The sequence below is a fragment of the Meiothermus luteus genome (genome assembly GCF_003574085.1).
GTDB lineage: Bacteria > Deinococcota > Deinococci > Deinococcales > Thermaceae > Meiothermus > Meiothermus luteus.
The window spans coordinates 1-4147 of record NZ_QWKZ01000148.1 but is presented as its reverse complement, the minus strand read 5'-3'; the positions used below and the strand labels follow the sequence as shown (position 1 = coordinate 4147).

3 protein-coding genes and 1 pseudogene are annotated in these 4147 nt (G+C 64.2%); all 4 read left to right on the top strand.

What is annotated here, in order from left to right; all coding sequences use genetic code 11:
* Positions 1-164 (top strand): annotated as a pseudogene (locus tag Mlute_RS16560) (transposase); the annotation flags it as partial.
* Positions 165-231: 67 nt separating this feature from the next.
* Complete coding sequence (locus Mlute_RS14265) at positions 232-906, top strand: hypothetical protein (RefSeq protein WP_119361227.1); 675 nt, start codon at positions 232-234, stop codon at positions 904-906.
* Between the two features lie 150 nt (positions 907-1056).
* Complete coding sequence (gene aceE / locus Mlute_RS14260) at positions 1057-3777, top strand: pyruvate dehydrogenase (acetyl-transferring), homodimeric type (protein ID WP_119361226.1); 2721 nt, start codon at positions 1057-1059, stop codon at positions 3775-3777.
* A gap of 26 nt (positions 3778-3803) precedes the next feature.
* Positions 3804-4147 (top strand): biotin/lipoyl-containing protein (locus tag Mlute_RS14255; protein ID WP_119361228.1); only part of this gene is annotated, 344 nt, incomplete at its 3' end.

Below are 4147 nucleotides of genomic sequence, written 5' to 3'. Positions count from 1 at the left end.
GATGGGTCTTGCGGGGGGTGGGGGCCTGGGGGCTGGCGGTGCTGCGGGAGTATCTGGTATCCCCCTTACACCGAAAGGGTGTGCGGGAGAGGAAAGCGGCCCTGGAGGCCTTCTCCTTCCATCCCCTTTCTGCCCTCAAGTTCCTGGGGTTGTATGCGGAATAGCAGTCAAGTCTGGGCCGCGCCTACCCCAGCGGCTTTCGGCTTTCGGCCCATGGTAGACTCTAACTATATGGCGGACTCGGGCCTCGAGCGAGCCTTCGCCAAGGTGCGGGCTCTTCTGGAGGGCGACTTTGAACACCCTGGCCTGACCCTCTACGACCTGCAGAACCTGGTGGGCTACAACAGCCGCGTCAAGACCGACGGTCCCCTCTCCTACACCCTGCCCCCCGAACCAGAGCTGAGCGGCGTGGCGGCGGTGCGGCTGTACTACTACCCCAAAGACCCCGAGGTCACCCTAATTGTGGAGATTGAGGACAAGGCCCGAAAGCGCCATCTGCGCCACTTCAAGTGGAACGGCATCTCCTGGACCGCACCCCACGGCCTCAAATCCGACCTGACCGCCACCCGGGAGGTTCTCCCGGCCATTGAGGAGGTGGGCGGCGACTTCTTCTTAGGCTACGCGCCCGAGGAGGCCAAGGAATTGGCCGAGGCCATCCGGCGGGGTGAGGCGGCCGGGACCAAGTACATGCTCTGCACCCGCGACAACACCCGCATCTTCTACTCCCCCACCAGCTCCCCGCCCACCATCCCCTGCCCCCGCTGCGGCAACGGCAACCTGATCTTCAAAACCCTGACCCTGGCCAACCCCGAGGACCGCATTGAGGCCCTACTGCGCGAGCAGCGGGCCTTACGCACCGCCCTGGAGGACCTACTTCTGTACCTCAAGCGCAAGCTGGGTCCTTGAACACCGGCCCGTTTTTGCCATTTGGCAAAAGTTTTTTATACGCTGTAAAAAACATACTTCCTTACGATTCTCCCCCTCGGGCTGCGGTAAGGTAAGGCCGATGACAAAGAACGACCCACGCTGGGGCCGTTGGCCCGAAGGAGCCATGGTATGGTAGAGGACCGCGAACTAATCGCCGCTCGAGCAGGCCTTTCCGCCGAGGAGCAGCTAAGGCTCGAGGACCTAGAGAACCAGGAGTGGCAGGAAAGCCTGGAGTACGTCCTGCGCTCAGCGGGGCGGGACCGGGTGGCCCAGCTCATGGAGATGCTGGAAAACTACGCCTACCGGATGGGGGTGGTCATCCACGACAAGGTCAACACCCCCTACGTCAACACCATCTCCAAAGAGCACGAACCGCCCTACCCGGGTGATCTGGAGCTCGAGGGGCGCATCGCCAACATCCTGCGCTGGAACACCATCGCCATCGTGCAGCAGGCCAACAAAAAGGCCGACGGCATCGGGGGGCACATCTCCACCTACGCCAGCATTGCCGAGCTGATGGAGATGGGCTTCAACCACTTCTTCCGCGGCCCCGACTCCCCCGACCGCGACCTAGTCTTCTACCAGGGGCACATGTCGCCGGGGGTGTACGCCCGCAGCTACCTGGAAGGCCGCCTGAGCGAGGACGACCTAGCCAAGTTCCGCCGCGAGCTTCTGGGCGGGCCGGGCCGGGGCCTGTCCAGCTACCCCCACCCCTGGCTGATGCCCGACTACTGGGAGTTCCCCACCGTCAGCATGGGCCTAGGCCCCCTGCAGGCCATCTACCAGGCCCGCTTTTTGCGCTACTTAGAAGACCGCGGCCTCAAGCCCAAGACCAGCGCCAAGGTCTGGGCCTTCCTGGGCGACGGCGAGCAGGACGAACCCGAAACCACCGGGGCCCTGCGGGTCGCGGCCAACGAGGGGCTTGACAACCTGGTCTTCGTGATCAACGCCAACCTGCAGCGCCTAGACGGGCCGGTACGGGGCAATTCCAAAATCATCCAAGAGCTGGAGGCCCTCTACCGCGGGGCCGGCTGGAATGTGATTAAGGTGGTCTGGGGCAGCGCCTGGGACGAGCTTTTTGCCAAGGACACCGAGGGCGTGCTGCTGGAACGCATGGAACAACTCGTAGACGGCGAGAGCCAGCGCTACGCGGCTTACGGCGGAAAGGAGCTGCGGGAGAAGTTCTTCAACACCCCGGCCCTCAAGAAGCTCATTGAGGGGATGAGCGACGAAGACCTAGACCGCCTGACCCTCTCGCGCGGTGGCCACGACAACCGCAAAATCTACGCCGCCTTCAAGGCCGCCGCCGAGCACCGGGGGTCGCCCACCGTGATCATCGCCCGCACCGTCAAGGGCTACTGCCTGGGCCCCACCGCCCAGGCCAAGAACGTGGCCCACCAGGTCAAGAAGCTCACCCTGGAGGACCTGCGCGAGGCCCGTGACCACCTGGGCATCCCCATCCCCGACGAAGAACTGGAGAAAACCCCCTTCTACCACCCCGGCCCCGACTCGCCCGAGGTGCGCTACATGCTCTCTCGCCGCAAGGCCCTGGGTGGCCTGATCCCCGAACGCCGGGTGCGCGAGTACAAGCTGGACACCCCCGACCTGGCCTTCTTCGATGAGTTCCTGGCCGGCTCCGGAGGGCGGGAAATCTCCACCACCATGGCCTTTGTGCGCATGCTGACCAAGCTGGTGCGCCACCCCACGGTGGGGAAGTACATCGTGCCCATCGTGCCCGACGAAGCCCGCACCTTCGGCATGGAAGGCGTGATTAGCTCGGTGGGTATCTACTCGCCCAAGGGCCAGCTCTACACCCCGGTAGACGCCGGAACGGTCACCGTCTACCGCGAGTCCGAGACCGGCCAACTGCTGCAAGAAGGCATCAACGAGGCCGGGGCCATGTGCAGCTTCATCGCCGCGGGCACCGCTTACGCCCACCACGGCATCCCCACTATCCCCTTCTACATCTTCTACTCCATGTTTGGTCTGCAGCGGGTGGGCGACCTGGTCTGGGCGGCGGGCGACCAGCGCACCAAGGGCTTCTTGATGGGGGCCACCGCAGGCCGCACCACCCTAAACGGCGAAGGCCTGCAGCACCAGGACGGCCACTCCCACGTGCTGGCCCTACCGGTGCCCAACCTGTGGGCCTACGACCCGGCCTTCGCCTATGAGCTTGCGGTGATCCTGCAGGACGGCATGAAACGCATGTACCAGGACGGGGAGGACATCTTCTACTACATCACCCTGATGAACGAAAACTACCCCCAACCCCCCATGCCCGAGCCCCATGAGGAAACCCGCCAGGGCATCCTGAAGGGAATGTACCTCTTCAAGAAGAGCGGGCTCAAAAAACCCAAGGCCCGGGTGCAGCTTCTGGGCAGCGGCACCATCCTCAACGAGGTCATCAAGGCCGCCGACCTGCTCGCTGAATACAACGTCGCCGCCGACGTGTGGAGCGTCACCAGCTATAAGGCCCTCTACTACGAGGCCATGGAAACCGCCCGCTACAACCGGCTCCACCCAAGCGAAAAGCCAAGGATAAGCCACGCGGCGCGTTGCTTAAATCCCACCGAAGGCCCCATCGTGGCGGCCTCGGACTACATGAAGGCCCTGCCCGACCTGCTCTCGGGCTACCTGAACCGCCCTATCCACAGCCTGGGCACCGACGGCTTCGGGCGTTCCGAAACCCGCGAGGCCCTGCGCGACTTCTTTGAGGTGGACGCCCGGCACATCGCCGCCACCGCCCTCTCGGCGTTGCAGGCTGAGGGGAAGGTCAGCCTGAACGCCCTGCAAGCGGCCTTCAAAAAGCTGGAGATAGACCCCAACCGGGAGGCCCCCCACAAGCGTTAGACCCCGCGGGCCCCAAGGAGCGCTCCATGACCGAACTGAAGCTACCCGACCTAGGCGACAACGTGGCCTCCGCCGTGGTGGTGGGGGTTCTGATTAAAGAAGGCGATAAGGTAACCGAAGGGCAACCTGTGCTGGAGCTGGAAACCGACAAAGCCGTAATGGAGGCCCCGGCTTCAGCCAGCGGAACTGTCTCCAAGGTTCTGGTCAAGCCCGGCGATGAAGTGAAAAGCGGCCAGGCTATAGCCGTGCTGGCTGGGGAAGGCGAACCCCCAAAGGATGAGGCTCCCGCGCAGAAGGAGACGAAGCAACCCGCCAGGGCGCAGGAGGACAAACCGGCTCCTCCACCTGCCCGGCCCCCCAGCCCCCCGCA